This is a genomic window from Streptomyces sp. LARHCF249, assembly GCF_052871255.1.
The window spans coordinates 336,081-362,052 of the sequence record NZ_JBIXJQ010000001.1 but is presented as its reverse complement, the minus strand read 5'-3'; the positions used below and the strand labels follow the sequence as shown (position 1 = coordinate 362,052).

The window sequence follows — 25,972 nt, the reverse complement described above, 5'->3', positions numbered from 1 at the left end:
CGATCCCGTGCACCCGTTGAACGTGGTCATGGCTGTCATGGAGTGACCGGGGCCGCTGTCTGGCCGTCGACGGGGATGCCCAGTCGGCCGGCCAGGCTGGTGAGGCTCGGCCCCAGAGGAAGCGCGACCCGGGTGACGGCGTGCGGGTCGCCGCGGGTCGGGTCCCGGTTGACGATCAGCACGGGCTTACCGGCCTGGGCTGCCTGGCGGACGAACCGGAGCCCGGACATCACCGTCAGTGAGGAGCCCAGGACCAGCAGCGAGGTCGCCGCACCGACCAGCGCGCGGCAGTGCTCGACGCGCCGCGGGGGAACGGCCTCCCCGAAGAACACCACGTCCGGTTTGAGGATGCCGCCGCACTCCGAGCAGGGCGCTACGGAGAAGTCCCCGACCTGCTCGTCGGTGAGGTCGGCGTCCCCGTCCGGGTTCAGTCCGGCGGCCACCGGCTCGAAGCCCGCATTGGCCTCCTCCAGCCGCCGGGCGAGTTCCCTGCGCGAGCTGAAGGCACCGCAGGAAAGGCAGACGACCCGGTCCAGGCCTCCATGGAGTTCCACGACGCCCTCGCTGCCCGCGGCCTGATGCAGGCCGTCGACGTTCTGGGTGATCACACCCGAGAGCAAGCCGTGCCGCCCGAACGCCGCCACGGCGCGGTGCCCGGCGTTGGGCAGGGCGCGGCCGAACGTGCGCCAGCCGAGGTGGCTGCGCGCCCAGTACCGGCGCCGGGCCCGGGCGTCGGCGGTGAATTCCTGGTAGGTCATCGGGGTGTGCCGGCTCAGGCTCCCGCCCTGACCCCGGTAGTCGGGGATGCCCGATTCCGTGGAGATGCCCGCCCCGCTGAGCACCAGCACACCGCCGGTCCTCAGCAGATCGGCGACCGGCTCCAGGTCCGTGGTGCCGGGCCGCAGGTCCTCGGGAGGGGTCCAGCTCAGAGTGGGGCGCATGCGCATGCCGCCAGCGTACGGAACGGGGTGGGCAGGGGCGCGGCGGAACGGCGACCGTGTGCCAGGTGTGCCCACCCCTTGACAACTGTTCATGTACCTGACAGCTGTGGACTGCACCACTCCCACCAACGGCACCACACCCCCCGAAGGGAGCGCTCAGCGCCATGACCGAGCCTGAGAGCGCGGGACACGACTACGACGTCGTCATCAGCGGAGCCAGCCTCGCCGGCAGCGCCGCGGCGATCTTGCTCGCTCGACGCGGTGTCCGCGTCGCACTGCTGGAACGCCGCTCGGACCCCGATGCGTACAAGGTGCTGTGCACCCACTCCCTCACGGCCTGCGCCTACCCCGTGCTGGACGAACTCGGCCTCATCACCGCTCTCGAGAAGGCGGGGGCCGTCCGCAACCAGGCCCGCTGGTACACCCGCTGGGGATGGATCGAGCCGAGGGCCGCGCCGAAGGGCCCCGAGCTGCCGTACGCGTACAACATCCGGCGCAGCACCCTCGACCCGCTGATCAGGTCCCATGCGAGGGAAACCCCCGGGGTCGATCTGCTCCTCGGCCACCAGGTGACCGGACTGGTCCGGGAGGCCGGGCGAACCGTGGGGGTGCGCGCGTCGACACCGCAGGGCGAGCGCGAGATCCGGGCCCGCCTGGTGGTGGGCGCGGACGGCAAGGACTCGGCCGTGGCCGAGTTCGCCGGGGTGCCTGCTCGGCTGTACGAGAACACGCGGTTCGGCTATCTCGCGCACTTCCGCAATCTGCCGCTGCACGAGGGGATCGCTCAGGCCTGGTTCCTCGAGCCCGACATGGCCTACGCGTTTCCGAACGACGACGGGGTGACCGTCATCGCGGTGCTCCCGGAGAAGAAGCGGCTGCCGGCCTTCCGGGATGACCTGGAGGGCAGCTTCGTCGCATTCGTCCGTGCGCTACCCGAGGCACCGCCCATCGATTCCGCCGAGCGCATCACGAAGATCATCGGCACGGTCAACTACCCGCTCCACAGCCGCAAGCCGACCGCACCGGGCGTCGCGCTCATCGGCGACGCCGCCCTGACCGGCGATCCCCTGTGGGGCGTGGGCTGCGGGTGGGCCCTGCAGTCCGCGCAGTGGCTGGCAGAGGCGGTCGCCTCGGCCGCAACCGGTCGGGGCGACCTCGACAGGTCGCTCGCAATGTACGCACGCAGACACCGGCGCGGACTGCGGGGCCACCAGTACCTGGCCGCCGACTTCGCCAAGGCCCGTGCGTTCAACCCCGTGGAGCGGCTGATGTTCTCGGCGGCGGCGCGCGATGCAGCGCTGGCGCGGCACATGCACCTGTTCGCCTCCCGCCTGATCGGTCCGCTGCGCTTCTTGAACCCCCTGGCGCTGGCCAAGGCTTCGGCCGTCAACATCAAGCACCGCCGGGCGACGGTGCCACCCGAGCACCTGTGACGTGTCGTGCCGAGCCCGCCACCGGGGTGCCCGCGCAGAGTTCCAGTCCGGGTCCGGTGAAGGCGGAGCGGAAGCGGCGGTCGTGGGAGACCGCGACCACCGCGCCCCGGAAGGCGGCCAGGGCCTCCTCCAGTTCCTCGACCAGGGCCGGCGACAGGTGGTTGGTCGGCTCGTCGAGTACGAGCAGTCCGGCGGGGCGCGTCACGAGCCGGGCCAGCTCCAGCCGGCGGCGCTGGCCGACGGAGAGCGCGGCCACGGGCACGTGCAGGTCCTCCCCGCGGAACAGCCCCAGGCCGAGGAGCTCCTCGGCGTACTCCTCCGGGTCGCCGGGGCGCCCGGCTGCGAAGCCGTGGAGCAGCGGGTGCCGGCCGGGATCGAACACGACTTCCTGCGGGAGGTAGCCGACGGATGTCGCGCACCGCACCGTGCCCCGGTCCGGGGCGAGTTCGCCGGCGAGCACCCGCAGCAGCGTCGACTTGCCGGCCCCGTTCGGACCCGAGACCAGCAACCGGGCGCCCGGCCCGATCGTCAGCTCCGGTACGGCCAGCCGTCCGCCGACCCGGACCTCGGCCAGTTCCGCCACGCAGGGCGCGTCCTGCGGCAGGATCCCGCCGTCCTCGTCGATCCGCGCGGTGAACCGCAGCGGCGCGGGCGGCGCCGCGACCGGTTCGCGCAGCAGTTGGTCCAGATGCCGTCGGGCCGCTCTGACCTGCCCGGACAGCTTGGCCTCGTGCGAGCGGCGGTGCTTGCCGAAGCCCTGCTTGGGGTCCTTGCCCGAGGCGGCCAGGCGGTGCCCGGCGGCCTCGACGAGACTCCGCGTCCGGGCGAGCTCCCCGAGGTACTCCTGGTGACGCTGCTCGCGGGCCCGGCGGGCCGCGGCGCGGGCGGTCCGGTAGCCCGCCCAGCCGTCCCCGTACCGCGTGACGGTCCGCAGATCGCGGTCGACCTCCAGTACGGTCGTCGCCACGGCTTCGACGAACGCGCGGTCGTGCGTGATGACGACCGACGTGCCCCGGTGCGCGCGGAGTCGCTCCGCCAGCCACGTTACGGCGGGTTCGTCGAGGTGGTTGGTCGGCTCGTCCAGCAGCAGCAGTTCCGGTGCCGCACCGAGTACGCAGGCGAGGGCGAGCCGGGACTGCTCCCCGCCGGAGAGCGAGCCGAGGGTCCGTTCGCGGCCGATGTGTCCGATGCCGAGGGCGTGCAGCGCCGCGTCGGTGCGGGCGTCGGCCGTGTAGCCGTCGCGGGCCTCGTAAGCGGTGACCAGATCTCCGTACGCGTCGAGTTCCGCGGGCCCGGCGTCGGCGAGCCGGGCCTCGGCGGTCCGGATCCGGCGCTCCAGCGTCCGTATCTCGTGCAGGGCGGCGTCGGCGGCGTCCCGCACGGTGTGGTCCGGCCCGAGATCGAGGGTCTGCGCGAGGTGGCCGACGCCGCCGGGGAAGCGGCTGACGATCTGACCGTGGTCGGGCGTCTCGGCCCTGGCGATCAGCCGCATGAGGGTCGACTTGCCGGAGCCGTTCTCGCCGATGACGGCGGCCCTCTCGCCGGGGCGCAGGGTGAACGAGACCTGGTCGAGCACGACGCGGTCGCCGTACGCCTTCGAGACGTCGCTGAGGGCGAGCTGGGAGACGGGCGCGGTGGAGGAGTGAGCGCTGTTGGTGGTGAGTGTGGTGGGGCGGGTCGGGCGCATGGGAATCCTCTGGGGGCGTGAACCTGCTTCCTGGCGAGGGGTAGCGCGAACCGGTCGCACGGCGGCTTGACCGGATCGCGCGACGGATCAGAGGAAGAAGTAGTACACGCACATAGGACCAGCGTACTGCGGCCCGAACCGTCTCGTCTCGCTGTTTTCCGCGGCCGTCCAGGACCACGGTCACGTAGCGCCGCCAGCCCAATCCCGCTCCCCGGCCGGAGCAGCGGACACCGCAGGACCCGGCGGGACCGGCGAGCGAAACCGCCCGCGCGGCCGCGAGCACGTAGCGGCATCGGCGGCCCGGCGGGGCGTGCCCGGCGTCACCCCATCAGCAGCAGCCGCGTGTTCGGTACCAGCTTCCGGTTCACGCTGGTGCTCTGTACGAAGATCGTGAAGTCGTCGTTGTGGTCCGGCTTGACGCGGGCTTCCGTGTGAGGCAGGCCGAGCAGGGCTCGGGCCTCCGGGCCCGTGTACACCCGGTCGGTCTTCTTCTCCAGCACCGCGATCTGCTTCTGCGCCTGGATCTTCTCCGGCTTGCTCAGCTGGTAGAACGCGCCACCCGTGCGGTAGGTGTGCCCGGATTCGACGACCCAGTCCCGGATCGCCGCGTCACGAGCCACCGGGATCAGCTGGTAGTCGGACGGATTCACCGGAGCGAGACCGGCCGCCTTGATGGTGTCCTTGTTGACCGCCTCCGCACCGGTGGAGAACACCGCCCGCGATCCCCGGATGCCCTGGGTGCGGCCCACCATGAACTTCTCGGTGGCCTCCCGGATGACCTGCCCGGCCTCCTCCAGACCCTGGGTGCTCGTGGCGTCCCAGACGGCGATGTTCTCCTTCGGGAAGCCGCACTGCATGGCCTCGCGCTTGCCCATCTGATCCGGCACAAGGACGGCCAGCGTCCAGTTGTCCTGCTGCGTCGCGATCATCTCCGCCACGGCCTTCACCAGTTCACGCGGATCCCTGGCAGGGGCATCCGGGCAGCGGTGGCTGGCGTTCTCCTGCCCGTCCGTCAGCACGAACGTCAGGAAGCTGTGGTCGCCGTACAGTTGAGCCGTCTGCGCCAGCTCCCGCTGTGACTTCAGCGAGGCCGCCAGCAGAGCCGTCATTCCACCGACCCGGTACAGCTGCTTCAGCGACGGCATCCGCAGCACGTCCTTGTCGTAGATGACGCACTCCACCTTGTCCGCGAAGACGTACACCGTGACGCGGGTTTCCTGGTCCAGTTCCCCCGATCGGCGGGCAAGGTAGGCAATCTGCTGGTCGGCGACTTCGACGACCTTGCTGCTCAGGTGCGACATGGACGAACTGGCATCCAGCACAAGAGCAACGTGGTTGATGTAGTTCTGGTTTCCGGACATGGCCGCTCCCCCTCGTTCCGACTCGATGTACCTACCGTCTCACCCACCACTGACAATCGATCTCGCCTCCCGGGACGGACACCTCCGGAACGCGGTCCGGGTCACCCGCCGGTGAGTGCGGCACTCAGCCGGCGGGCCTCGGCAACGAGCCGAGAGGACCCGCGACGGGCCGCGGCCGCCGCCACTCCGTCCGGGACCGGACCCACGGCCCCGCACCGCTCCGCGCACGCGGCGGCGACAGCCAGTACCTCGCCCGCCCCCCGCGCCGACGGCAGGAGCGTCGCCAGTACCTCGGCGAGGACGGTCCACAGCGTGGCATGCGCACCCGCCGCCGCAGCCGAACGCGCTGCCTCGGCAAGCCGGTTGGGCTTGACCGTTCCCAAGGCCACCATCGTGGCGAGCTCACGGCCGAGCAGCGGGGCGTCGAGCTCGCCCCGGGCCGCAAGCACCAGCAGGGCTTCCACCGCCGGGCGCCGGCTCTCCGCGTACCGGCCGCCCAGCCCCGCCGCCACGGCGGCGTGCAGCGCCGGTCCCGCAGGCCCGCCCAGCCCGGCAAGGTGAGGCAGCATCCAGGCTCCGCCGTGATCGCCGGCCGTCGCTGCCAGTGTGACGTGCGGCAGCAGCCACGCGGCCTGGGCGTTCCGGTCCTCGGGCAGCACCGCCGCCCGTACGGGATGCCCGTCGTGCCAGTGGTAGCACTGCGTGAATCCCTCGTGCGGACGGCCCAGCCAGTGGAAGGCCTCCGGGAACTCCCGCCCCAGGACGGGACGTTCACCGCTGACGAAGGCGACCTGCGGCACCGCGGCACCGGTCCGCTCCCAGGCCCGGTGTGCCCGCGGGTCGGGCTCGACGACCCGGCGGAGCGCCGGGCCCGGTTCACCGTCCGGGCCGAGCCAGGCGGCGAGCCGAATGCCTTCGGCGGTTCCGAGCCGGGCGGCGGCCTCGGCCGCCGCTCCGGCCGCCGGATCGTCACGGCGTACGCGCAGCAGGGCCTGCCCCAGGTCGGCAGGTCCGGGCTCGACGTCCAACCGCCGGTACTCCACGAGCCGTTCGACCAGCTCGGCCGCCTCCAGCGTGCCCGTGTCCCAGGTCGGCGTGGACAGCAGGAACGGCAGGGGGTCCTTGGACATGAGCGCGTACCCGATCTCGCGCACCCGCGCGGCGATCACCAGCTCCAGCCCGCCCTGCGCGCACTCCTCGTGCCCCCGATGGCGCCGCACGTACGCGGGCTTGAGGCTGTACCCCGGAATCCGCCCCAACAGCGAGGCCACCACGACGTCCACCCCGGCGAGCTCGTGTGCCTCGATCTCCTCCTCCGTGTAGCGGTGGCCCAGCGCGGTGGACAGTGCCCGCGCGAGCGGGTGGCGGTCGCGGTGCGCCTGCCGTACCAGCCCATCGAGAGAGCGCTCGAACTCTGCCACGGTGTGCGCGCGGGAGTCGAGATGAGCTGCCGTCAGCTCGACGGCCTCGGCGAGGTTCTCGGGCGCGGCGTCGAGTCGCCGCGCGGGCGGCACGGGAGGCAGGGCGTCCTGAGAGGCGGTCCAGATCATGCTGCAACGCTAGAGGCATCCCACGGGCGAGATCGTCGCCCGCTGCCGCACGGTGGGAAGCCGTCGTCCAGCCCGTGCCGACCCCCACCGCGACCGGTGTCGGGTGGCCCGCGTCAGTGGGCGAACAGCGGCGACACCGCGGCCTCCGAGCTGCTGTTCCAGTACGTCACACGGGCCTTGTCGTCCACGCGCACGCCGCCCTTCGGCATCTCCAGGAGCACGCCCTCGCCCGTGTTGCCGTCGGGGCGCTGACCGTGGGGCGCGAGCGCCATGTTCTTCACGAGGGTGCTGACGTCGCTGTTGCCCTGGCGCAGGAGCAGACCCGCGTACGCCTCCTTGCCGGGGGCGAGGGTCACCTCCTGCTGCGGCTTGGAGTTCTCGAAGACCCCGACGAGCCGGCCGTGGCCGTCCTCCAGCCGGAGTACCGGATAGGTCCGCAGTTTGCACGGCTTGGTGCCGGTGTTGGTGACGGTCAGCAGGAGTTTCGAGTCGTCCTTCGTGGGCGGCACGGCCCATTCCACCTTGACGTCGGTGTACTCGTCGGGGCAGTTGCCGTCGATGCCCTTCGGGTCGCCCTCGGCCTCGCCCGGGCGGCCCGGTGCCGAAGGGGACGCGGAGGGCTCGGCAGAGGACGGCGCGGAGGCCGAGGGGGTGGAAGGCGATGCGGCGGGGGAGGGGGAGGACTTCGGCGGCGGGGTGGCGCCCGCCTTGTCGTTGCCCGGCTCGCAGGCCGTGGCGGCAAGGAGCGCGGCGGCGGCGAGGCCGAGGGCGCCGAGCGCCCGGGCGTGGGTGGTCTTGCGGAGAGTGCGCATCACGAGCCCCCGTGGCTGCTGACGTACTGGGATTGGTGTGGACAGGTTGCCCGCCCCCGCTTTGGATTCACGCCCCCGCCCGGACCGTTACAGCTCTCGTATGCGGTGGTGACGGTTCCGTCGTGGGGACGGGGTCAGGGCCTTCGCAGGGTGCGGTACCCCACGGTGGCCGCGTTGTCAGAGGCGGCCGTCAGAATGACGGTCATGACGGACGACATGACCTGGCTTGCTGCCCCCCAATCCATCGCCTTCGGGGGCTACCACGTGGTGCTCGCCCGCGGCCTGTCGCCGGAAGAGCTCGCCGATCGCCTCGCCGCGGCCGTGCTGTACGAGACGCGGCACGTTGCCGTGGCGGTGGGGGAGCACACCGGAAGCTCCCTTCTGGAGCTGATGGACGACTCCTACGGCGACTCCTACGACGGCATCGGACTGCGTCTCGGCCGTGCCGGTGATTGGACGTACGCGGTCGCCTACGGCGGCTGGCCGGGCGAGTTCGGTCCGCTGGCACCGGTCTCGCGCGGCGGCGTGCACGTCTGCCTTCTGGAGTACGAGGAGGAGAACGGCAAGCCGGTCCCGCCGCAGTTCCAGTACTTCCACGACGGCCGCCTGCTGAGTGCCTGCAATCTGCACCTGGACGCCTCGTGGGGCTACCAGGGGGTTGACGGCGACCCGGCGACGGCCGCCCGCGTACAGGAGCTGCTGACCGCCGCCGGCCTCCCTGACCCGGAGCGGGACGGAAGAGAGGTACACCGCACCGTGCTGGGCATCGTCGAGGGGTTCTTCGGGCTTTCGCTGCCGAAGGACCCGATCGTGAGCGGTGCCCTGCCGGCTGTCCTGTTGGAACCGGCGTAGTCCATTCGCCGAGGACAGCGGGCCGGGCAGCCCCGACGCGGCACGGTCAGGAAACAGGCCCTCTCCCGTCCCGCAGCCGTTCGGCGAATGCCCGAGCGGCGGTCAGGTCCCCTATGTTCGGCCGCTCCCTGTTGATACCGCCGACGAGCTTGAAGGGCGCCCAGGTGTCGAACGCCCGGCACGAGAAGCTCCCGTCCACTTCGAAGCCCTTGCCTTCGAGGAGCTGGACCAGCGGGCGGGTGAAGGGCGCCAGCGGTAGCTCGGGGAGCCCGCTGGTGGCGAACACGAACGCGCGGCCGCGGCCGGTGGGAAGTGACCTGGCGAAGTCGGTGAGGCGGGGGTGGAGCCTGCTGTAGAAGACGCCCGCGCCGAAGCCCACGAGGTCGGCGTCGGCCAGCTCCTCCAGGTCGGCCTCCTCGGGGGAGACGACCTTCCCGTCCAGCACCCGGGCCATGGTGTCGGCGACACGACGCGTATTGCCGTGTGACACGGAGACGCACACGATGACGGCCTTCATCCTGACGATCCCTTCTCTCGGTTCCGCAGCGGGGACAGCGCAGCGGCGCCGGATGTGACAGCACGCGGGTGTGACGACGGCCACGCCGTACCGGGACAGGGCTTCCGGCATGCAGTTGGTCGGGTCGCACACTGCTGCGAGGGTCGCCGTCGTCCAGAGGGGACGCACGTCCGCCCCCGCCCGGGGAGGGGCGGGGGCGGCACGCGGGGAGGGGGCCGGTCAGAACGCGAAGACGGCGTTTCCGTTGAAGGTCGCGGACATGACGCACGCGTTGGAGAAGGTGTGCTTCCAGGAGATGCGGCTGCCCTGCCAGACGCCGTCTGCCGTGACGGTGACGGGGTCGTAGTGCATCGGGCAGGCGCGGTCCGAGTCCGGGGCGTCCAGGAGCGTGTCGAGGGTGCCGGCGGCGGCGTCGAGGGCCGCGCACGCGGCCTCGGGGTCGGGGTGCGTTCCCTGCGCGGTCGGTGCGCAGCTGAGGGTGGACGCCCGCACGACGGTGGCCTCGTCCTCGCCCTGAGCGACGGTCAGGACCACGGCGGAGGGGGCGTACAGGCCGGCGGGCTGTGCCTCCGCGATGCCGGTGGCGCCGGCCAGGGTCAGGAGAACAGCGGAGGAGACGACAGCGATGCGGTGACGCACGACAAAACTCTCTTTCGATTCGAAGGGTGGATGCAGCAGTTGGCTGCGATATATCGACTGGACGCTGCCGAGTTTGTCGGGTGTGAAGGGCGCCTGCACATCGATCACCGATTTACAGACATCTGCTTCGTTTGTCGGCAACCGAACGGTCGTTCGGGCAGTTCAGAGGGGGTGTGCCGCCGGCCCCGGCGGACGGTGAGAGCGGGCGGGACGGCCGTCGGCGGGTCGCTGACCTGCTGTCGGTCGTGCGCGGTTCATTGAACGGCCATCCAGGCTGACCGGATACCGCCGGTTTTGCCCGAGCCGCTCGCGGCCGGGGCGCCGAGGGTGTGGTGAAACGAAAACAACCCGGCCGATTGGCGGCCGGACTTCGGGACACAAGCACGGTGTGCTGAAACTACTGGTGGTGGCTGTCCCCGGCTCGCTCGGCGTGGCGGCCTCCGTCGCCGCCGTCCGGGTCTCACCCTGGTGGTCGGCCGCGGGCGCCCCCCTGATCCTCCTCACGCTGGTGGCCGTCCACGACCTCGTGCAACGACGGCATTCCGTTCTGCGGAACTACCCGCTGCTCGGGCACCTCCGCTTCGCGATGGAGGCGCTGCGGCCGGAACTCCAGCAGTACTTCATCGAGCGGAACTTCGACGGCCGCCCCTTCGACCGCGACACCCGCAGCATCGTCTACGAGCGCGCCAAGGGCACCGACGCGGAGGAGCCGTTCGGTACCGAACTCGATCTCTACCGGTCCGGCAGCGAGTACCTCGTCCCGTCCATGGCTCCCCGGCCGGTGCGCACCGCCCCGCCACGGGTCCGCATCGGCGGCCCCGACTGCACCCGGCCCTACGACATGGCCCTGCTCAACGTCTCGGCGATGAGCTTCGGCTCTCTGTCGGCCAACGCCGTACTCGCCCTCAACACCGGTGCGCAGCTGGGCGGTTTCGCCCACGACACCGGCGAGGGCGGCCTGTCGGAGTACCACCTGCGTCCGGGCGGGGACCTCGTCTGGGAGATCGGCACCGGATACTTCGGCTGCCGGACGGACGAAGGCGGCTTCGACGAGCGCGAGTTCGCCGAGAAGGCGGCCCTCGACCAGGTCAAGTGCGTGTCACTGAAGATCAGCCAAGGGGCCAAACCCGGTATCGGAGGCGTCCTGCCGGGCGCCAAGGTGAACGCGGAGATCGCGAGGGTCCGCGGGGTCCGGCCGGGGAAGACCGTCGTCTCGCCGCCCTTCCACCGCGTGTACTCCACACCGCGCGACCTGGTGCGCTTCCTGGCCCGGATGCGGAAGCTCGCCGACGGCAAGCCCGTCGGGTTCAAGTTGTGCGTCGGATCGCGCCGCGAGTTCCTCGCCGTGTGCAAGGCCATGCTCGAGGAGGACAGCACACCGGACTTCATCGTCGTCGACGGCGCGGAGGGAGGCACGGGCGCGGCGCCGCTGGAGTTCGCGGACCACGTCGGCCTGCCCCTCGGCGAGGGGCTGATGGCCGTGCACAACGCCCTCGTCGGCGCCGGGCTGCGCGACCGCATCCGCATCGGGGCCAGCGGCAAGGTCGCCACCGGCAGCGACCTCGTCAAACGCCTGCTCCAAGGGGCCGACTACACCAACGCCGCCCGCGCCATGATGTTCGCGATCGGCTGCATCCAGGCCCAGCGCTGCCACACCAATACCTGTCCCGTCGGGGTGGCCACCCAGGACGAGCGGCGCGCCCGCGCGGTCGACATCGCCGACAAGTCGCAGCGCGTACGGCGCTACCAGCAGGCCACGGTCGAGAGCACCCTCCAGATCATGGCCTCGATGGGCGTCGACGATCCGCGCGGACTGCGACCCGACATGCTCCTCCAACGGGTGGCCCCGCACACCGTCCGCTCCTACGCCGACCTGTACACGTGGCTCACCCCGGGGCAGCTGCTGGCGTCGCCGCCCGCCGAGTGGGCATCCGAGTGGCAGGCGGCCGACCCGGACCGCTTCACCCACCCGGGGTGGTCGCCTGGACAGCGCGCCTGACCCCCGGCCTCGTGCTGCTGCGCCGAGAGGTGCGTCTAAGAGGGACGGGGCGGGGTAGTCGCTGAAGACCAGCACCACCTGAGGAGGCCGATATGACGGCTCACGAGAAGTCCCGGGGTCACCCGCGCACCACCCCGTCCGAGGCGGTCGGGGAGAGCGGGGACCGAGAAGCCCGCCAGCAGGCCGACGACGCCGTCGTCCGGCGTTCGGGCGGCGGCGACGCGGACGCCGGAGGCCATGCGGCCAAGCGCCGGCGTCCGGGCATCGGCCGCGAGGAACAGGCCCGGCCGGACCCGGACGGCCCGCGGCCGTCGCGCAGTGAGGACCACTGAGGAAGGGGCCGGTCCGCCGCACCCCAGAGCCGGTGCGCCGCACCCCAGGGCCGGTGCCCCGGCGGCCCTCACATGCGCTGGGCGCGGTGAGGGCACCGTTGTGGCCGGCCCTACTTCCCGTCGGCGCCCGCCAGGGCGTGTGCGCCGGGAGCGCAGCGCTCTCGTAGTGCCGCGAGCTCAGCCGCAGGCAGGCGCAGGGACGCGCCGCGCCGACTGCCGTCCAGACGCGCGACAGCGGCGTCGAGCCATTGCGGGAGCGGCTCGACACCGATGAAGCCGGCCAGCCGCGTCAGCTCCTTGCGGGGATCGTCGAGGAGGTCCTCGTAGGCGAGCGTGGTCCGTACCCGTGCGGGCACCTCGCTGAGACGGGCCACACCCCGGACGATGATGTCCGACCACAGCGCCGCGAAGCCGGGCGACGGCAGCTCGGCATCCAGCACCAGCGCGGAATCGAAACGCTCGGCCAGCAGCTGCGACAGCTCGGGCGGCAGGGAACGGACCTGGTCCTCGGTCAGGTCCTCGACGCGCTCGGCGCCGGTCCGGGCGAGGACGTCCCGCAGCAGGAAGATCAGCCGGTACCCCGTGTGCCGGCTCATGGAGAGCGCGCAGTCGGGCCCGTCCCTGAACAGGTGTACGAAGCGTGCCTGCGGGAAGGCCTTGCGCAACAGCGGCACCCGCTCCAGCGAATAGCCCGACCGCTCAACCACCGCGCTACGCCCGAATCGCGCGCACAGGAGCTCGAACAGGGCTTCGTAATGGCCGACGGCGGTTCGGTTCGGCCAGCCGCACACCTGCTTCTCCAGCTCGTCGAACAGGCCGTCCGGGTCGTCGGTCAGGTGCGGAAGCACCATCAGGGACAGGGCGGGGATGCCGGTGGTTTCTGTCGCGAAGCGTCCGGGGCGGCGCGTGTAGACGAACTCCGGCATCGGCACGCCGCTGCGGATCATCCGTTCGAACAGCGGGTTGGGATCGGCCAGCAGCCGCCAGAACTCCCCTCCCTCCAGGCAGCCTTCCGGGAAGCCCCGGCTCTGCACCGACGACAACAGCTCGTTCAGGCTGAGTACGTCCGGATGCGCATGGACGATGCCCGACAGCGCGGTCGACCCGCTGCGGCCCGTACCGACAATGAACGTCAGAGTGCGCATGGCAGCCATCCCCTTCGACAACGACCCGTACCGATCGCCGGCAGACTTCCCCGAGCGCCACCACCCCACCCCTCTCCGAGTCGGGAGCACTGCTCGCTGACCGCGCCGCCGCGTCGGCTCCGCCGGCTCACCACCAGTAGGCGGGGTACCTCGGAGCCTTGCGGCGCACACGGGAAGCGGCGTATCCGGTGAGTACGAGCAAGACCGCCGAACCGAGAAGCAGCGGAACGAAGCGGCCGGGGAGCGGGGTCTGGAGCACGATGATCACGGCGGTGGCGACGGCCGGGGAGTGCGGGGTGCGGGCGGCCATGTTCAGGGCGAGCGTGACACCGGCCGCTACGGCCGCGGCCCATGCGCTGCTGCCGGCCGCCGCGAGAACGGCGTAGCCGACGGCGCTGCCCACCAGGTGGCCGATGACGACACTGCGCGGCTGGGCGAGCGGCAGGGTCGGGGCGCTGTGGACCAACGCGGCGCTGGCGGCCAGCGGAGGTATCAGCACCGGCTCACGGATCATCGCGCCGATCGCTACGAGTCCCAGCAGGACGGCGGTCACCGCGCCGATGCTGTGCAGGGCCGCTGCCGGGGTGGGCCGGGCCGGGGCCCGAACGGATCCCTTCGCCCCCTGGCGCGGCGCGGTGGGGTCCGGCGGGGTGGTGGCGTCGGTCGGGGCGAGCGTGGGCTGGGGGCGCAGCGCCGCGTGGGTACTCATGGGCGAAATTTCCGGGATGGGCGGCCGACAGGCCGGGGGCGGGGCGGAGGGCGCCGGGCGGGGGTGGTGCCGAGGCAGGGGTGGCCCGGGCGGGTGTGTCGGCCGGGGACGTCCGCAACGACCCTATCTGTACCGTGCCGCCCCGCCCGCGGTCGGGGTCCCGCCGGTCTGCGGCGGCGGAGAAAATTCCACAAAATGTTGACGCGCCTCTATCGGAAGCCGCCTCGCCTGCCGGACGATCCAGGAACCCTCTTCCGCTTTCGTCTGACGTCGCGTCGGCGCAGGAAGGGCGATCCATCCGTGGCCGTTGGGAGGCAACACGACATGGACCAGCTCCGCGAATGTCCCCGCACCGCCTCAGCTCCGGCGGATCCGGCTCCGCACCCCCATCCCCGCCCCGAGCCGCCCAGCCGCCGCGGGGTACTGGCCGGCCTGGGCCTGGCCGCAGCCGTTCCCTTCGTCCTCGGCGCCGGCCGTACGCAGCCGCAGGAAGGAAAGCCGACGGGTCGCGCTTCGGTGCTCAGGAACGCCGCGCTCGTGCTCACCATGGACCGCGGCCTCGGCGACGGCCCGCTCGGCGCGGTGGAGCAGGCGGACGTCCTCATGCGCGACGGCCTCATCTCGGCAGTCGGCAAGCGGCTGCCGGCCCCGCCCGGCACCCGGGTGATCGACGCCGCCGGGAAGCTGGTGATGCCGGGGTTCGTGGACGTCCACACACACCTGTGGCAGTCGTCCATGCGAGGGGGCTGTGCGGACCGTGACCTCTTCGGATGGCTGGCCGACTGCAACAGGGGGACGTTCTCCCGGATCGCTCCGTCGGACATGTACCGCTTCGTCCGCCTCGGCGCCCTCGACTCCCTGCAGTCCGGTGTGACCACGCTCGTGGACTGGGTGGACGCCATCCCGTACGACACCACCGTCCAGTACGTCCGCGCCCTGGCCGATACGGGCGTGCGCTTCACCTACGCCATGTTCCAGGCCGAGCGGGACGCCGCGCTGATCACCCGGGCCAAGAGGGAGCTCATCGACCCGGTGCCGCTCGCCTCGGCGCAGGTCGCCACGCACGCGGCACGGGCCATCGAGGGCCTCAACCGAGTTCACTGGGAGATCGCGCAGGACCTCGGCGTCATGCTCAACAGCCACGTCCTCGAACGCGGCGAGCAGCGCGCGGACGACCCGATCGGAGTCCTGGCGGACATCGGCGCACTGGGCCCGCGACTGCTGGTGAACCACGCGATCCACCTGACCGACGACGAGCTGACCGCTGTCGCCTCGCACGACGTGAGGGTCTCGCACTGCCCGCTCAGCAACATGCGGCTCGCCTCGGGAATCATGCGGCTGCCGGAATTGGGCCGCCGGGGTGTCAAGGTCGGGCTCGGCCAGGACGGCGGCACCAACGACACCTCGGACTTCTTCGCCCTCATGAAGACGGCCGTCGGCCTGCAGCGGGTCCGCTCCCTGAAGGCGTCGGTGTTCCCCCAGGTCCAGGACGTGCTGCGCATCGCCACGCTGGGCGGCGCGGAAGCGATCGGCATGGCGGACACGATCGGGTCGCTCACGCCCGGCAAGTGCGCCGACGTCATCGTGATCGACCCCGCCGCGCTCAACTTCGCCCCACGGTTCGACTGGATCAACCAGATCGTGCTCAACGGCCGACCGGAGAACGTCCATGCGGTCTTCGTGAACGGCCGGCCGCTCAAGCTCGACGGACGCCTCGTCGACGTGGATCCCGGCCGCGTCGTACGCGAAGCGGAAGCCGCGGCCTCCCGGCTTCGGACCATCTGACCCCGATCCGCCCGGTTCCCTGCGCGAGCGGGACCGCCAGGAACGGGTGCATGTCGTTGACACCCGCCGAACGGCGTGCGACAAAGACTGCAGGGCGTGTTCGGCAACTGCCCCCTCGGGCCCCTCATCTGAGGTGCGCTTCTCCTCACGACCGGGCCGCCGTACCAGCCGATGCCTTTCCCGGAGCCGGGGTTGGCGGCGGCGTCGGCCTCGGCGTCGCGTGAATATCCCCGTCTCCACCTGAGACTCGTCGAACAACGGGCAAACCACCGCTTATGTGAACGGACAACTCTGCCTTGACCATGATTCCCGGATCCCGTGTCCCCGGACGGACCTGGACCGTCCGTCTGACCGGCCACGGCGACCACACCGTCTCCGTCAGCTGCAGCACCGAGGCGTGCCGCATGCCGCCCCGGTCCAAGGACACGACGGCCATGCGACGGTTCGCCGCGGAGCACGTACGTGCGCACGCCCGGCTCGCAACCGTGCGCCCCGACGCCGCGTGTGCCTGCCGGGCCGCCGAATGCGGTTTCCACGAGGACACCAGAGCCTCCTGCACCGGCGCCCCGCTGCTCGTCCTCATCCACAACCCGGCCGTCGGCCAAGTCTGGACCCTCGCCGAGATCTGCCAGGGCTGCGCACCCCTGATCTCCCACACCGCCGTCCTCGGCCGGGCCCAGCGCCCGACGGCTGCTCGAGCCTCCGCGGCATCCGCTCCCGTTTCGCCCGTCCCGACCTCACCGGGCCCGGCACGTGTGGCCGTGGCCGGCGGCTTCTCTTCCCCCGAGGCCGCTCCCGAAGCGGTTTCCCGCCGCCGCCCGCACCGCGGTGGCGGCGCCCGGCGTAGCCGCTGAAGCGTGTCCGTCCGGTGGGGGAGTGCGGGCTGCTGCCGTCGGGTCCATGGCCCGGGGGCGGCGGTATGAGCGCCGTCGTCGGGGGTTCGCCGGGCGCGGCCCCGGGTTCCCGGCCGGGGAGGAGCCGGGAACCCGGGGCCGGCCGGGTTCCGTACTGGTCCGGGCGGCAGCCCGCCGTGCGGGCGAGCCGGCCGTATGGCGCCGGTGTAGTGCCGCCATGCGGCTGAGGCCCGCTCCGAAAGCCGCCGACCCGCAGGCGGCAGCTTCCGGTATCCACGCGTCTAACCCGGCTTCCCTCCCTCAAACGCCCTCTCTTCCCATGTTCTGAGAAGACGTCAAGAGAGGGCGCCGGCGCGGACCTCGCGCGGGGCCTGCCCCTCCCAGCGGCGCACCGCACGCCGCAGCGTGCGGACATCGCTGTACCCGACCCGGCCCGCGATCGACTGCAGGGGCAGATCGGTGCTGCGCAGCAGTTCCATCGTGTGCTCGTGCCGTACGGACTCGACTTGCGCACGCCAGGTCGTGCCGTTCTCGGCAAGCCGTCGCTGGAGGGTGCGGGGACTCGTCGCCAGACGATGCGCCACGTTCTCCAGGCTCACGTTGTCTTCCTGGAAGGCCGCGGTCAGCACCGTCCGGAAACGGTCGCTCCACTGTCGTACGGGCCGGGATGCCGCCAGGACCAGTTCCGCGTGGTGCGCCAGGAGCCGGTCCATGCCCGGTTGGGCCTTGGGCAGCGGCGCGCGTACGTCGTCCTCGCCGAAGGAGATCGAGTTGTACGGCGCGTCGAAGTGAATCCGGTCCGTGCCGAAGAATCCGGCCAGTTGCCGGGCCCGTGGTGGTGGACGATGGGTGATGGTGACGCGGGACGGGATGACGTGGCGGCCGGTCGCGGCCCGGGCTCGGGTCAGGAAGAGCGAGAGCGCGAAGAGGTCGACTGCCTGCACCACGTCCGGCCCCCAACTGCCCGTGGCGTGGCGGACGGTGAAGTGAGGTCCGTCATCCTCCACGATCAGTTTCTCCGCGGCCGGATCGCCGAGGGCGGCTATGAGATCCACGGCCTGCGTGAGCGAATCGCGCAGGGTGGGGCCGGTGGTGATCAGGTAGTCCCAGATGCCGAAGGTTCCGATCGGAGAGTCCTCGAGGACCAGGGGACCGATGAGCGTGCGCGGTTCCATCAGGACCAGGTTCTCCCACACCGTCACGAGCGACGGGGTCGAGATCCTGGACAGGTCGTTGTCCAGCACCTCGGCGGCGAGGTCGGGCAGGCGTGCGAGCCTGCCCGTGTCCGCACCGGTCATGGCGCCTACGAGGGAACGCGCGAGGTGGGCCGAAACCGTGCCGTTGATGGGGGAAGACTGCATAGGAAGGCCGAGGCTACCAGCTGCCACGAACTGTCGTTCGAGGCCCTCGCCGTGAGCGCTGGAGGAACGCCCCCGGGCCGGCCGGGGATGTCGGACCCCGTTGATATACGTTCACCGGGGGCCGCGCGCTGGAGTACATGGTTCCCGGCGCACTGGAGATTCTCGCGGCCAGGGGTATCGCCGCGCGCTACTAGCAGCGGCCCGCACCGGCAGCAGGGCGCGCCCCTGCACCCCCCGCTTGCCCTTGTCCTCCCGCGCGGCGGCGCGGCGCCGGGTCAGCCGGACGTGTCGGGTGGTGTGCCCGCGGCGCGGCGGAATTCCTCGTTGAGGCGCTGGGCCTCTTCGAGCTGGTCCTCGAGGATGACGATGCGGCAGGCGGCCTCGACCTGCATGCCCTGGTCGACGAGTTCCCGGGCGCGGGCGGCGATGCGCAGCTGGTAGCGGGAGTAGCGGCGGTGTCCGCCCTCCGAGCGGAGCGGGGTGATCAGGCGCGCCTCACCGATGGCACGGAGGAAGCCGGGCGTGGTACCGAGCAGCTCCGCTGCCCTGCCCATCGTGTAGGCGGGGTAGTCATCGTCGTCCAGCCGGTCGCCGAGCGAGTCGTCCGCTGTCATTTGCACCTCTTCTTGGGAGCGCGTCGAGGGGCCCCGGTACCGTACGCACCAGGGCCCCGGAGGGAATTCAACACCATCCGCAGGCCCAGGTGTGTTTCCGTCCCCGAGGGCGGGTGCTCGCGCTCGCGGACGCCGCGCACGGCAAAGGCCCCGACCGGCGTGTGCCGGTCGGGGCCTTCGGTGTCGTTCTGCCGCTCAGACGGAGACGCGGCTGCCGAGCATCGCGGACGCCTGCTGGAGCGGGCTCAGGGCCGGGGCGGGAGGCTCGGACAGGCCGCGGACGGTGAAGCCGAGCTGGGCCATGGCCCGGATGACTTCGCCGGCGCTGAAGTCGCGGCGGTCCTGGCGGGTGATGACCTGTCCCACCTGCATGACGGGATAGACGCGACGGCCGATGATCACCGATTCGCACACGACGGTTTCGGGCTTGACGCCCTTCATCGATTCCAGCACGCCGGCCTTGGTGAGGTCGAACGGGAACCGGGCGATGACGCAGCGCATGATGCCTCACTCACGAGAGGAAGGGGAAAGTACGGAAAGGGTTGTGGCTTGTGGCCTGGGCGCGCCGGCGCGCTGGTGCTGTGGCCGGAAAGGAGTCGGTGAACCTTTCCGGCCACAGCACTAGGCCGCAGCGTCGAACGTGCCCTGGCGCTGGCCGCCGCGGCGCGAGGCCTGCGAGGGGCGCCCGCGCCGTCCGCGGGAGGCGGCGCTGCGCTTGGGGCGCTCGCTCACGGGCGCGGTGATGACGACGGGGATGCCGGACGGGGTCCTGGCGCCGGTGATGCGCTGCAACTCGGCCTCGCCGGAGCGGACCTGGGTGGTCTGCGGGGTGATGCCGGCGGTCATCATGAGGCGGGTCATGTCGCGTCGCTGGTTGGGGGTGACCAGGGTGACGACGCTGCCGGACTCTCCCGCGCGGGCGGTGCGTCCGCCGCGGTGGAGGTAGTCCTTGTGGTCGGTGGGCGGGTCCACGTTGACCACGAGGTCCAGGTTGTCGACGTGGATGCCGCGGGCGGCGACGTTGGTGGCCACCAGCACGGTCACGTGCCCGGTCTTGAACTGGGCCAGGGTGCGGGTGCGCTGGGGCTGGGACTTGCCGCCGTGCAGCGCCGCGGCCCGTACGCCGCTGTTGAGGAGGTCCTGGGTCAGCCGGTCGACGGCGTGCTTGGTGTCCAGGAACATGATCACGCGGCCGTCGCGGGCGGCGATCTCCGTGGTCGTGGCGTGCTTGTCGGCGCCGTGCACGTGCAGCACGTGGTGTTCCATCGTGGTCACCGCGCCGGCCGAGGGGTCGACGGAGTGGACGACCGGGTCGTTCAGGTAGCGGCGCACGAGCAGGTCGACGTTGCGGTCGAGGGTCGCGGAGAACAGCATCCGCTGGCCGCCCGGGCGCACCTGGTCGAGCAGGGCGGTGACCTGCGGCATGAAGCCCATGTCAGCCATCTGGTCGGCCTCGTCGAGCACGGTGATGTCCACCTGGTCGAGCCGGCAGTCGCCGCGCTCGATCAGGTCCGCGAGGCGTCCGGGGGTCGCGACGACCACCTCGGCGCCGCCGCGGAGCGCGCCGGCCTGCTTGCCGAGCGACATGCCGCCGACGACCGTGGCCAGCCGCAGCTTCACGGAGCGGGCGTAGGGGGTGAGGGCGTCCGTGACCTGCTGGGCGAGCTCGCGGGTGGGGACGAGCACCAGGGCCAGCGGCTGGCGGGGCTCCGCCCGCCGTCCGGCGGTACGGGCGAGCAGCGCGAGGCCGAAGGCGAGGGTCTTGCCGGAGCCGGTGCGCCCACGGCCGAGCACGTCGCGGCCCGCGAGGGTGTTCGGCAGGGTCGCGCCCTGGATCGGGAACGGGACGCTCACGCCCTCCGCGCCGAGGGCGGCGAGCAGCGGGGCGGGCATGTCGAGCTCGGCGAACGCCTCTACGGCGGGCAGCGCGGGGGTGATCGTCCGGGGGAGGGCGAACTCGCCCTGTACGGCGGCGGGCCGGCGGCCGTAGCCGCCGGAGCGGCCCTGCCCTCCCGAGCGGGCCTGGCCGCCGGAGCGGGCCTGGCCGCCGGAACGGCTGGGGGCGGCCGAGCCGAACCGGCTCCCGCCCGTGCGGGAGGCGGCGGAGCGGGTGTTCGTGCGTGTGCGGTTCATGCGGAACCTTCCTCGAATGCGGCGCATATCAAGGAATTCCCACAGCGACGCGCGCACGGAGAATTGCGAGAATGGGCCGAATGGAACGTGAAAGCGAATCTGGCCGACGAAAATACGTGCGGGCTCAGGCGCTGGAAACGGGGACGCGGCGCGAAGGCGGGTTCCCCGGATGAGGATCTCGTGCGGTGGGCCGCGGATTAATCGGATCGTCCCCCAGGTGAACTCACTGCGGGGAAAACGCGCAGCTGGGGCCCGCACCCCGAGGGATGCGGGCCCCAGCTGCACAGTACGCGTCAGCGTCAGGCGGGAACGATGTTCTCGGCCGTCGGGCCCTTCTGGCCCTGCGCGATGTCGAAGCTGACCTTCTGGCCTTCCTGCAGCTCGCGGAAGCCCTGGGCGGCAATGTTCGAGTAGTGGGCGAACACGTCAGCGCCGCCACCGTCCTGCTCGATGAAGCCGAAACCCTTTTCCGCGTTGAACCACTTCACGGTACCAGTAGCCATGTCAAATCTCCTTTGGGGCAGTACAACGCGATCCGCAACGTGCGGATCACGTGTCGCCGCGATGATTGCCCCGCCGGACCAAAAGGACCGGAAATGCACAAGCGCTTGCAGCGGACGCGAATCCGACTGGGTGCTTGAAATTTTTGGGAACCACAACTGCAACTGAGATCGACAGTAGCACGGCACGGTGACCCGGGTCGTAAATATCGGCGCCCTCTTTGAAGCCGTGAAAAACCCTCAGGGCGCGGTCCGCCAAATTCTCACCCCGCGAACACAGATATTTCCCCTTGCGGACGTGCACCTCGCCTTTGTCGCACGCCTCCATGCCCTGCGGGAGCTGTCGTCGGGGGTGGTCGTTCACGGGTGGCGGATCCCCGGGGTGCGCCTCACATTGGAAGGGGGCGCCAGGGTGTCGGGTATCGGGACGACTGAGCGCCGAGGCTCGGTCACGGGCCCTCTTCGACGCGGGCATCGAGGGACTTGAGGAGCCCCAATGGAGCCTTACCTTGTCCCGGTCGTGCTGATTGCCGTGTTCGCCGCCTTCGCGGTCTCCGCGGCAGCGGGGTTCGGCGGCAGTCTGATCCTCGTACCCACGCTGGCCTTGGTGCTGGGCACCAAGCCCGGGGTGGCGCTGGCAGCCCTTCTCCTCGCGGCCAACAACGTGGTCAAGGTCATCGCGTACCGCAAGACGCTGCCGTACCGGCAGGCGGCTCCCGTGATCGTCCTTGTCGCCGTCGGCGCCGCCCTGGGTGCGAAGTTGCTGGTCTCCGCGCCGGAACGAGCCGTGACGCTGGCCGTGATCCTCAGCTTCGCCGTGGCATTCCTGGTGGAGTCCTTCCAGTTCACGCGTATCCGGCACCTGAGTTCACCGCTGCTGGCGTTCGCCTCGGGCGCGACGTCCGGGTTCAGCGGCACCTCCGGTCCCCTGAAGGGTCTCGCCGTCCGCGGGCTGGCGCTGGACCGTCTGCATCTCGTCGGCGCGCTGTCGCTGACCTCGCTGGTCGGTGACGTGACCAAAACGGCGATCTGGACGGACGCGTCGCTGCTCGTGGGCGAGGACTACCTGATTGCTCTCGCGTGCCTGCCCCTGATGGTGTTCGCGACGTTCCTCGGGCGGCGTTTCAACACCAAGATCGGCGAACGGGGCTACTCAAGCCTGTTCTGGGCCGTGATGGCGGGCTACACCGGACGCCTGCTGGCCGGCTTGTGAAGCGGACGACGAACACACCGAGCCCGGTCGGTGACAAGGCTCTGTCCGGCGGACCACGGCGGCGCGAGCCAATATCCGTTCGCCCCGCCAGGGCTGCCACGGGCACAATCACCCGGTGCGCCTTCCCCCGCTGCTGTCCGCCGTCGAGTGCGGCGACGACCGTACGGTTTTCGACCTTCTGGACGACGTTCCGAGTCACGAACTCACCGGCGACGACGCCGTCACCCTGCTGGCCGCCGCCGCTTACGCTGGACGAGACGAGGTGGTCTGGCGACTCGTCGAGGATGGCGTCGATGTGGCCCGTCCCTGGGCCGGCGGCGTCGATCCCGTGACGTGGGCGGCCCGCCGCGGCGCGTACCCGGTCCTGCTGGCCCTTCTGATCCGCAGCGGCGACCCCCTGCGCGCCGGCAGCCCGCACCGCCGTGCGCTGCGCGAGGCACAGGCCGCCATCGACTCCGAAGTAGCGGTAGAGCCCGGGCCACCGCCTGCCCACCGGGCGATCGTGAGCCATCTGGAGGCCGTGCTCGGCATACACCGCTCGCCGGACGAGTTGATGGCGCGTGCCCTGGTGCACGCCCGCGCCGACCACGACGACTGGGCCGAGTCGCTCATCCAGCTGGGATACCGCGCCGACCAGGAGCTGTTCAACTGGGCGTGCACGGTCGCCAGCGACTCTTCCTCGCTCGACCGCAGGCGCTTCGGACTCGACACCCTGAATTCCCTGAACTTCGGACTCGACTCGCCGTACGACCCGGAGCTGGACCTGGATCAGTACGACGAACTGCCGTTCACCCAGAAGGCGGCCGAGTTCCTCCGCCCCCTGCTGGACACCGAGCAGGATCCCCACGCCCTGCGCACCGTCATCGCCGCCTTCGCCTCCTACTGCCCCACCGAGGAGGTCCGGGCCATCCTCGTCCATGCCGACCACGCCGAGCCGGGCGTCCGCCGCTGCGTCGCCTCGCAGCTCGCCACCAACAGCGCCCTCGTCACGGCCGACCAACCGGAGGTCCTTGCGGCCCTCGTCCGCCTGGCGGCGGATCCCGTACCCGATACCCGGGCATCCGCGCTCTACGCGTTCACCATGTCCCCCGTCGACACTCCCGAGCTGCGTGCCGTCATGGCGGCCCATCTCACGGACTCGCACTTCGACGCCAGGATCGAAGCCGCTGCCGGGCTGGCATTGCGAGGCGACGAGCGCGGCCTGCCGGTACTCGACGAGATCCGCCGCAGCATCAAGAACCACCGCAGCCTGGGCGCGGGACGGCTCGACGACATCAGCTACATGCTGCGCGTCCGCGCCGAACCAGGCGATCAAGGCCGCTAAGGGCCTACCTCCTCGACTGCCGCGGCGCTGGACCCGGATCCGCTCGAGAACGGGGATCAACTGCGGGCTGTCCCCCACTGGCCCGGCGTGACCAGGAAGGCCAGCGGCCAGCGCCCACCCTCCGCAGCAAGATGAATCTTGCAGGCACGAAGTGGAGTGCACGCTCGCCATGCTCCAGTCCACCCGCCCCCGGGAGTCAGCGTCGGCCAGGACGGCCCGGAGGATCCCTTCCCGGCGCCCGGCGCCCGGCGGCGTCGCGGAGCCGTCCCGCGCGTTCGTCCACGTGCGCCGTTCGGCCGACGCAAGGGCAAGGGCAAGAGCAAGGGCAGCAGTCGCCTCATGAGCAGGGAGCGGCCAACGGTGACCGCCCGCGCCCTGTCAGCTCGAGCGCTGGACGCGCGTGAGCCATTCGGCGAGGAGGGCGCGCAGGAGTTCCGGCTGCTCGTGGGGTAGGGCGTGTCCCGCGTCGTCGACCACGGCGAGCGAGGCGTGTGGGTAGTGGCCGACGAGGTCGGTGGCGGCGGCATGGCCGACGGTCGAGTCCACCCGCCCCGCCACCAGCAGGGTCGGACCCGGATAGGCCGGCGCGTGATCGGGGGTCAGGGCCCACTGTTCGCCGATTCGCTCGAGTGCTGCCCGGTCGACGAGCGCGGTGGCCGGGGCGACGTAACGTTCGTACCGTTCAAGCATCTCCGGGGTTTGGATCACGAAGTAGCTCCGGAAGACGTCGTCGCCGATCTCACCGGAGCCGGCGACGACGCGGTGTTCCGGTACGTCGCGCAGTCCTGGCAGCAATGGGCAGACGAGCGCCAGACCGGCTACTCGTGCCGGGCGCCTCGCGGCCATTGCCTGCGCGTAGTACGCGCCCGCCGAGTGGCCGATGAGGAGGTGGGCAGTCCCGCCGGTGACCTCGTCGGTGAAGTCGAGCAGCGTGTCGAGGACGTCGTCGGCGCTGCGCAGTGTTTCGGGAGCGGTTGTCCGTCCCATTCCGGGGAGGTCGGGATAAATGCGCCGCAGCCCCGGGACTCCGTCGAGAACCGGCTCGAAGCAAGCCTCGGCCTCGCGGTGGTCGACGCCGGCCCCGTGGAGCACCACCACGGGTCGACCGGTCCCGTGCTGCACGTAGTGGACCAGCACCCGGCCCACTCGGATCTCCATGCCGGCATGCTAACCGCGCGGAGGGCGCCGGTCATGCGTCTTGTCGTGCCCGGCGGTTCGGCGCCGCTCGGCGCGGTGGGCGAGCGCGTCGACGATGCGTTGCCATGCCGGCGATGCCTCGGAGATCCGGGAAGAGACCAGCTTCAGGTACTCTCCCCGGCTGCTGTCCCGTTCGTGTTTGATCTCCCATGCGTCCAGGTCGTCGATGAGCCGGTCCAGGCGCGGATCGTACGGATCCCAGTCGACTGATTGGTCACAGGCGAGATACAGGCGTGTCGTCTCGGGATCGTCGAAGCCGGCGTTCTTGTCCCGTATCCGCTGCGGCATGACCTGCGGGTTCAGTGCCTGCATCAGGATCCACGAGTCGCGCTCGAGCAGTACCCTCCGTTCGCTGACGCCGAGACTGCGCATCCGGTTCAGGATGGCGACCACCTCAGGGGGCAGGACGAGCCTTTCGCCGCTGTCCAGTTGGGAGATCCGGCGGCGGTATTCGGTGAGCTGGTCGATCTTGCGCTGCAATTCCGCGTCGATGTCGGTGACGGCCGCGGCGAATTCGGCCGGCTGTGCATGCAGCAGGGCGTCGATGCGGGCCAGTGGCACCCCGGCGTCGGCGAGGGTCCTGATCCGGATGAGATCCACCGCCGCTTGCGCGCTGTACCGGCGGTAGCCGGAGGCATCGCGCTCCGGCTCGGGCAACAGGCCGACATGGTGGTAGTGACGAACGGTGCGCACGGTCACGCCGGCGGTTGCCGCGAACTGGCTGATCGTGAGCACCGTCGTCCTCGGGTCTTTCGTGCAGTGGTCGTGCCGAGTTTAGGGGCGGGCCCGGTCGACGACGTCGCGGATCCTCGACCACGGCATCGGGGCGGTCGAAGCACAGCCGGTGGTGGCTGGTGTCGGAGATGACGCGTTGTTCCCCGTGCGAGACCGCGCTCACCAGGGCCGCGTCCATTCTCGTCTTTCCGTCGTTCATCTCGCGCAACGTCCGCTCCGACGCCAGCGCCTGCCGGCCGGGGTCGATGCCCACCACGGAGAGAGCCACCACCGGTACGT

24 protein-coding genes and 1 pseudogene are annotated in these 25,972 nt (G+C 71.1%); 8 read left to right on the top strand and 17 right to left on the bottom strand.

The annotated features are described in order from the left end of the window. Positions 1 to 35: 35 nt before the first annotated feature. On the bottom strand, positions 36 to 947 hold the full coding sequence (locus ACIPUC_RS01840) for an NAD-dependent protein deacetylase (protein ID WP_446586205.1): 912 nt from the start codon (positions 945 to 947) through the stop codon (positions 36 to 38). A gap of 158 nt (positions 948 to 1,105) precedes the next feature. Between ACIPUC_RS01840 and ACIPUC_RS01835 the strand changes: the two genes are divergently transcribed. Next, complete coding sequence (locus ACIPUC_RS01835; RefSeq protein ID WP_446586204.1) at positions 1,106 to 2,374, top strand: NAD(P)/FAD-dependent oxidoreductase; 1,269 nt, start codon at positions 1,106 to 1,108, stop codon at positions 2,372 to 2,374. Here the strand turns inward: ACIPUC_RS01835 and ACIPUC_RS01830 are convergent. From ACIPUC_RS01830 to ACIPUC_RS01815, 4 genes are all read right to left on the bottom strand, one after another. Continuing rightward, positions 2,334 to 4,061 (bottom strand): ABC-F family ATP-binding cassette domain-containing protein, encoded by a 1,728-nt coding sequence (locus tag ACIPUC_RS01830; RefSeq protein ID WP_446586203.1) that lies wholly within the window; start codon positions 4,059 to 4,061, stop codon positions 2,334 to 2,336. The two genes, ACIPUC_RS01835 and ACIPUC_RS01830, sit on opposite strands and share 41 nt — an antisense overlap. 320 nt (positions 4,062 to 4,381) lie before the next feature. After that, the gene (locus ACIPUC_RS01825) at positions 4,382 to 5,422 is read right to left on the bottom strand and encodes a VWA domain-containing protein (protein WP_446586202.1); all 1,041 of its coding nucleotides are present in this window, start codon (positions 5,420 to 5,422) and stop codon (positions 4,382 to 4,384) included. A gap of 101 nt (positions 5,423 to 5,523) precedes the next feature. After that, entirely contained in the window at positions 5,524 to 6,972 is a 1,449-nt protein-coding gene (locus ACIPUC_RS01820; RefSeq protein WP_446586201.1) for a DUF7824 domain-containing protein, read from the bottom strand. A gap of 113 nt (positions 6,973 to 7,085) precedes the next feature. After that, positions 7,086 to 7,784 (bottom strand): DUF4232 domain-containing protein, encoded by a 699-nt coding sequence (locus ACIPUC_RS01815; RefSeq protein WP_446586200.1) that lies wholly within the window; start codon positions 7,782 to 7,784, stop codon positions 7,086 to 7,088. Positions 7,785 to 7,988: 204 nt separating this feature from the next. On the opposite strand from ACIPUC_RS01815, the gene ACIPUC_RS01810 reads away from it, so the two are divergent. Further along, a complete protein-coding gene (locus ACIPUC_RS01810) occupies positions 7,989 to 8,636 on the top strand; it encodes a DUF6461 domain-containing protein (protein ID WP_446586199.1) in 648 nt (215 codons plus the stop codon). 46 nt (positions 8,637 to 8,682) lie between these two features. On the opposite strand, the gene ACIPUC_RS01805 is transcribed toward ACIPUC_RS01810, so the two are convergent. Beyond that, positions 8,683 to 9,153, bottom strand: coding sequence for a flavodoxin family protein (locus tag ACIPUC_RS01805; RefSeq protein WP_446586198.1), 471 nt, complete (start codon positions 9,151 to 9,153; stop codon positions 8,683 to 8,685). Positions 9,154 to 9,372: 219 nt separating this feature from the next. Further along, positions 9,373 to 9,792 carry an SSI family serine proteinase inhibitor gene (locus tag ACIPUC_RS01800; protein WP_446586197.1) on the bottom strand — a complete coding sequence of 140 codons (420 nt, stop codon included), beginning with the start codon at positions 9,790 to 9,792 and terminating at the stop codon, positions 9,373 to 9,375. A 391-nt stretch (positions 9,793 to 10,183) separates the two neighbouring features. On the opposite strand from ACIPUC_RS01800, the gene ACIPUC_RS01795 reads away from it, so the two are divergent. Both ACIPUC_RS01795 and ACIPUC_RS01790 read left to right on the top strand, forming a co-directional pair. After that, positions 10,184 to 11,791 (top strand): FMN-binding glutamate synthase family protein, encoded by a 1,608-nt coding sequence (locus ACIPUC_RS01795; RefSeq protein WP_446586757.1) that lies wholly within the window; start codon positions 10,184 to 10,186, stop codon positions 11,789 to 11,791. A 92-nt stretch (positions 11,792 to 11,883) separates the two neighbouring features. Beyond that, positions 11,884 to 12,123 (top strand): hypothetical protein, encoded by a 240-nt coding sequence (locus tag ACIPUC_RS01790; RefSeq protein WP_446586196.1) that lies wholly within the window; start codon positions 11,884 to 11,886, stop codon positions 12,121 to 12,123. Positions 12,124 to 12,233: 110 nt separating this feature from the next. On the opposite strand, the gene ACIPUC_RS01785 is transcribed toward ACIPUC_RS01790, so the two are convergent. Beyond that, the gene (locus ACIPUC_RS01785; RefSeq protein WP_446586195.1) at positions 12,234 to 13,268 is read right to left on the bottom strand and encodes a sulfotransferase family protein; all 1,035 of its coding nucleotides are present in this window, start codon (positions 13,266 to 13,268) and stop codon (positions 12,234 to 12,236) included. Positions 13,269 to 13,395: 127 nt separating this feature from the next. Beyond that, on the bottom strand, positions 13,396 to 13,977 hold the full coding sequence (locus tag ACIPUC_RS01780; protein ID WP_446586194.1) for an HPP family protein: 582 nt from the start codon (positions 13,975 to 13,977) through the stop codon (positions 13,396 to 13,398). Between the two features lie 324 nt (positions 13,978 to 14,301). On the opposite strand from ACIPUC_RS01780, the gene ACIPUC_RS01775 reads away from it, so the two are divergent. Together ACIPUC_RS01775 and ACIPUC_RS01770 are read left to right on the top strand one after the other, a co-directional pair. After that, entirely contained in the window at positions 14,302 to 15,762 is a 1,461-nt protein-coding gene (locus ACIPUC_RS01775) for an amidohydrolase family protein (RefSeq protein ID WP_446586193.1), read from the top strand. Positions 15,763 to 16,064: 302 nt separating this feature from the next. Further along, positions 16,065 to 16,616: a hypothetical protein gene (locus ACIPUC_RS01770; RefSeq protein WP_446586756.1), complete on the top strand. Its 552-nt coding sequence runs from the start codon at positions 16,065 to 16,067 to the stop codon at positions 16,614 to 16,616. Between the two features lie 335 nt (positions 16,617 to 16,951). On the opposite strand, the gene ACIPUC_RS01765 is transcribed toward ACIPUC_RS01770, so the two are convergent. The 5 genes from ACIPUC_RS01765 to ACIPUC_RS01745 form a co-directional block, all read right to left on the bottom strand. Continuing rightward, on the bottom strand, positions 16,952 to 17,977 hold the full coding sequence (locus ACIPUC_RS01765; RefSeq protein WP_446586192.1) for an AraC family transcriptional regulator ligand-binding domain-containing protein: 1,026 nt from the start codon (positions 17,975 to 17,977) through the stop codon (positions 16,952 to 16,954). A gap of 275 nt (positions 17,978 to 18,252) precedes the next feature. Further along, positions 18,253 to 18,591, bottom strand: a complete 339-nt coding sequence (locus tag ACIPUC_RS01760; protein WP_446586191.1) for a MerR family transcriptional regulator — start codon at positions 18,589 to 18,591, stop codon at positions 18,253 to 18,255. Between the two features lie 195 nt (positions 18,592 to 18,786). Beyond that, a complete protein-coding gene (locus ACIPUC_RS01755) occupies positions 18,787 to 19,092 on the bottom strand; it encodes an SCO5918 family protein (protein ID WP_446586190.1) in 306 nt (101 codons plus the stop codon). Positions 19,093 to 19,212: 120 nt separating this feature from the next. Continuing rightward, the gene (locus ACIPUC_RS01750) at positions 19,213 to 20,724 is read right to left on the bottom strand and encodes a DEAD/DEAH box helicase (RefSeq protein ID WP_446586189.1); all 1,512 of its coding nucleotides are present in this window, start codon (positions 20,722 to 20,724) and stop codon (positions 19,213 to 19,215) included. 299 nt (positions 20,725 to 21,023) lie between these two features. Then, positions 21,024 to 21,227 carry a cold-shock protein gene (locus ACIPUC_RS01745; RefSeq protein ID WP_030224351.1) on the bottom strand — a complete coding sequence of 68 codons (204 nt, stop codon included), beginning with the start codon at positions 21,225 to 21,227 and terminating at the stop codon, positions 21,024 to 21,026. Positions 21,228 to 21,720: 493 nt separating this feature from the next. On the opposite strand from ACIPUC_RS01745, the gene ACIPUC_RS01740 reads away from it, so the two are divergent. Both ACIPUC_RS01740 and ACIPUC_RS01735 read left to right on the top strand, forming a co-directional pair. After that, complete coding sequence (locus ACIPUC_RS01740; RefSeq protein ID WP_446586188.1) at positions 21,721 to 22,437, top strand: TSUP family transporter; 717 nt, start codon at positions 21,721 to 21,723, stop codon at positions 22,435 to 22,437. Between the two features lie 115 nt (positions 22,438 to 22,552). Then, on the top strand, positions 22,553 to 23,761 hold the full coding sequence (locus tag ACIPUC_RS01735; RefSeq protein ID WP_446586187.1) for a hypothetical protein: 1,209 nt from the start codon (positions 22,553 to 22,555) through the stop codon (positions 23,759 to 23,761). On the opposite strand, the pseudogene ACIPUC_RS01730 reads toward ACIPUC_RS01735, so the two are convergent. From ACIPUC_RS01730 to ACIPUC_RS01720, 3 genes and pseudogenes are all read right to left on the bottom strand, one after another. Continuing rightward, positions 23,762 to 24,046, bottom strand: a pseudogene (locus ACIPUC_RS01730) (IS5/IS1182 family transposase); the annotation flags it as partial. 93 nt (positions 24,047 to 24,139) lie between these two features. Further along, a complete protein-coding gene (locus ACIPUC_RS01725) occupies positions 24,140 to 24,919 on the bottom strand; it encodes an alpha/beta fold hydrolase (RefSeq protein WP_446586186.1) in 780 nt (259 codons plus the stop codon). Between the two features lie 9 nt (positions 24,920 to 24,928). Beyond that, complete coding sequence (locus ACIPUC_RS01720) at positions 24,929 to 25,693, bottom strand: MerR family transcriptional regulator (RefSeq protein WP_446586185.1); 765 nt, start codon at positions 25,691 to 25,693, stop codon at positions 24,929 to 24,931. Positions 25,694 to 25,972: the final 279 nt, after the last annotated feature.

Excerpts from the sequence above, each read along its gene's own strand:
- ACIPUC_RS01745 (WP_030224351.1), bottom strand. The coding sequence starts at position 21,227 with ATGGCTACTGGTACCGTGAAGTGGTTCAACGCGGAAAAGGGTTTCGGC.
- ACIPUC_RS01820 (WP_446586201.1), bottom strand. The coding sequence starts at position 6,972 with ATGATCTGGACCGCCTCTCAGGACGCCCTGCCTCCCGTGCCGCCCGCG.
- ACIPUC_RS01780 (WP_446586194.1), bottom strand. The coding sequence starts at position 13,977 with ATGAGTACCCACGCGGCGCTGCGCCCCCAGCCCACGCTCGCCCCGACC.
- ACIPUC_RS01775 (WP_446586193.1), top strand. The coding sequence starts at position 14,302 with ATGGACCAGCTCCGCGAATGTCCCCGCACCGCCTCAGCTCCGGCGGAT.
- ACIPUC_RS01835 (WP_446586204.1), top strand. The coding sequence starts at position 1,106 with ATGACCGAGCCTGAGAGCGCGGGACACGACTACGACGTCGTCATCAGC.
- ACIPUC_RS01810 (WP_446586199.1), top strand. The coding sequence starts at position 7,989 with ATGACGGACGACATGACCTGGCTTGCTGCCCCCCAATCCATCGCCTTC.
- ACIPUC_RS01785 (WP_446586195.1), bottom strand. The coding sequence starts at position 13,268 with ATGCGCACTCTGACGTTCATTGTCGGTACGGGCCGCAGCGGGTCGACC.
- ACIPUC_RS01840 (WP_446586205.1), bottom strand. The coding sequence starts at position 947 with ATGCGCATGCGCCCCACTCTGAGCTGGACCCCTCCCGAGGACCTGCGG.
- ACIPUC_RS01755 (WP_446586190.1), bottom strand. The coding sequence starts at position 19,092 with ATGCGCTGCGTCATCGCCCGGTTCCCGTTCGACCTCACCAAGGCCGGC.
- ACIPUC_RS01825 (WP_446586202.1), bottom strand. The coding sequence starts at position 5,422 with ATGTCCGGAAACCAGAACTACATCAACCACGTTGCTCTTGTGCTGGAT.
- ACIPUC_RS01815 (WP_446586200.1), bottom strand. The coding sequence starts at position 7,784 with ATGCGCACTCTCCGCAAGACCACCCACGCCCGGGCGCTCGGCGCCCTC.
- ACIPUC_RS01740 (WP_446586188.1), top strand. The coding sequence starts at position 21,721 with ATGGAGCCTTACCTTGTCCCGGTCGTGCTGATTGCCGTGTTCGCCGCC.
- ACIPUC_RS01805 (WP_446586198.1), bottom strand. The coding sequence starts at position 9,153 with ATGAAGGCCGTCATCGTGTGCGTCTCCGTGTCACACGGCAATACGCGT.
- ACIPUC_RS01790 (WP_446586196.1), top strand. The coding sequence starts at position 11,884 with ATGACGGCTCACGAGAAGTCCCGGGGTCACCCGCGCACCACCCCGTCC.
- ACIPUC_RS01770 (WP_446586756.1), top strand. The coding sequence starts at position 16,065 with ATGATTCCCGGATCCCGTGTCCCCGGACGGACCTGGACCGTCCGTCTG.
- ACIPUC_RS01765 (WP_446586192.1), bottom strand. The coding sequence starts at position 17,977 with ATGCAGTCTTCCCCCATCAACGGCACGGTTTCGGCCCACCTCGCGCGT.
- ACIPUC_RS01760 (WP_446586191.1), bottom strand. The coding sequence starts at position 18,591 with ATGACAGCGGACGACTCGCTCGGCGACCGGCTGGACGACGATGACTAC.
- ACIPUC_RS01725 (WP_446586186.1), bottom strand. The coding sequence starts at position 24,919 with ATGGAGATCCGAGTGGGCCGGGTGCTGGTCCACTACGTGCAGCACGGG.
- ACIPUC_RS01750 (WP_446586189.1), bottom strand. The coding sequence starts at position 20,724 with ATGAACCGCACACGCACGAACACCCGCTCCGCCGCCTCCCGCACGGGC.
- ACIPUC_RS01830 (WP_446586203.1), bottom strand. The coding sequence starts at position 4,061 with ATGCGCCCGACCCGCCCCACCACACTCACCACCAACAGCGCTCACTCC.